This window comes from Microcystis sp. M49636_WE2 (genome assembly GCF_030065375.1).
GTDB classification, from domain to species: Bacteria; Cyanobacteriota; Cyanobacteriia; order Cyanobacteriales; family Microcystaceae; genus Microcystis; species Microcystis aeruginosa_C.
The window spans coordinates 1-1,701 of sequence record NZ_JASJFG010001094.1 but is presented as its reverse complement, the minus strand read 5'-3'; the positions used below and the strand labels follow the sequence as shown (position 1 = coordinate 1,701).

The following is a 1,701-nucleotide window of genomic DNA, read 5'->3' as shown; positions in this document are numbered from 1 at the left end:
TGGAGATAGGAAGCGTGCAGATTCTTACCTTGCCACCCTTCGGCATTGATAGCACTTTTGGGGAATGCTTGCAGTTGATAAATCGGTGCGTCGCTCACCCCGCTTAATTGGGAGCGATGGAATTCATGGCCGCGCACTGGTTGACCTGCTTTGAGCAGGATCGTCTCCTGTTTGGCGATGGCTTGCCGATAACCTAGGGTTAACTTCGGCGACATTATAGCAGATTGGGGGATTATTTGCAACATAGAATGATTTTTTTGCTCAAAATCAATTATTTTGTCACATAAATACATTAATCCCCCACATTCGGCGTAGGTGGGCATTCCGGAGGCGATCGCTTTTCTCACCTGAGTTAAGATAGGGGTGTTAGCTGCTAATTCCGGGGCAAAGATTTCGGGAAAACCGCCACCAAAGTACAATCCTTGCAGGTTTTCGGGCAAATTTGCCCCTTGCAAGGGACTCCAAAAGATTAATTCCGCGCCTAAATTGGCTAAAATATCGAGATTATCGGGATAATAAAAGTTAAAAGCCTTATCTCTGGCAATACCGATACGGATAGGGGGAAAAAGCTTATTTGATTCTGTGGGATTTTTCGGGTTCTCTTGGGGAGAAATAGTCAGTAAAGGCAAGAGAATGTCCCAATTAAAGCAGTTTTGGGCAATAGAAGCCAGTTGATCTTGCAGTTGCCTGATTTCTCCTAGTTCATCCCTGGGAACTAATCCTAGGTGGCGATCGGGAATTGTCAGGGAATCTTGACGACGCAGAACCCCGACAATCGGCATATTGATCGATTCTAGGGCGGTTTGCAGTAATTGCAGGTGGCGATCGCTACCAACACGATTGAGGATAACTCCAGCTAGATGGAGATTTTTGTCTAAAGATTGATAACCGCGGACAATAGCGGCGACAGAGGTAGATAAACGACTACAATCGATAACTAACAGCAGAGGAAGCCCTAAAATACGGGCAATATGGGCGGTACTGGCATAATCGGGAAATTGAGTATCGCTTAATTGAATACCATCAAATAACCCCATTACCCCTTCAATCAGAGCATAATCGACATTTTGACAATGTTGGGCAAAACAGGTTTTTACATAGTCTTCAGAAGTTAAAACCGGATCGAGATTGCGACAGGGGCGACCGGTAAAATGACTATGGAACATGGGATCGATATAATCGGGCCCGACTTTAAAAGATTGCACTCGATCGCCACGACTGATTAAATAGGCCAAGATTGCCAGAGTAATCGTAGTTTTACCGACTCCGCTTCTTTCTCCTGCGATGATCATCGAAAATTTTGGGTCTGAAACCCCGTCGTTCTACGACGGCTTTACCGTCAAATATTAGCACATTTACACGATATATGCTAAAATGTGAGGCATGGAAAAAGCCTATTCGTTTCGATTTTACCCCACACCAAAACAAGAGTCGCTATTGCGGCGCACATTGGGCTGTGTAAGATTGGTTTACAATAAAGCTCTCCACGAACGAACACAAGCATGGTACGAAAAGCAAGAAAGAGTAGGCTACGCTCAAACTTCTTCAATGCTAACCGAGTGGAAAAAGCAAGAAGAATTAGAGTTTTTAAACGAAGTTAGCTGTGTACCTTTACAACAAGGGTTAAGACACCTACAAACAGCTTTTACTAATTTCTTGGCTGGTCGTACTAAGTATCCTAACTTTAAGAAAAAACATCAG

2 protein-coding genes are annotated in these 1,701 nt (G+C 44.0%); one reads left to right on the top strand and one right to left on the bottom strand.

Translation table 11 applies throughout. The features are described from left to right. Positions 1-1,292, bottom strand: a 1,292-nt coding sequence (locus PX484_RS25365) for a cobyrinic acid a,c-diamide synthase CobB (RefSeq protein ID WP_288106165.1), incomplete at its 3' end; no start/stop codon positions are given. Between the two features lie 91 nt (positions 1,293-1,383). On the opposite strand from PX484_RS25365, the gene PX484_RS25360 reads away from it, so the two are divergent. Further along, a partial coding sequence (locus tag PX484_RS25360) for an RNA-guided endonuclease InsQ/TnpB family protein (protein WP_288106162.1) occupies positions 1,384-1,701 on the top strand: 318 nt, incomplete at its 3' end.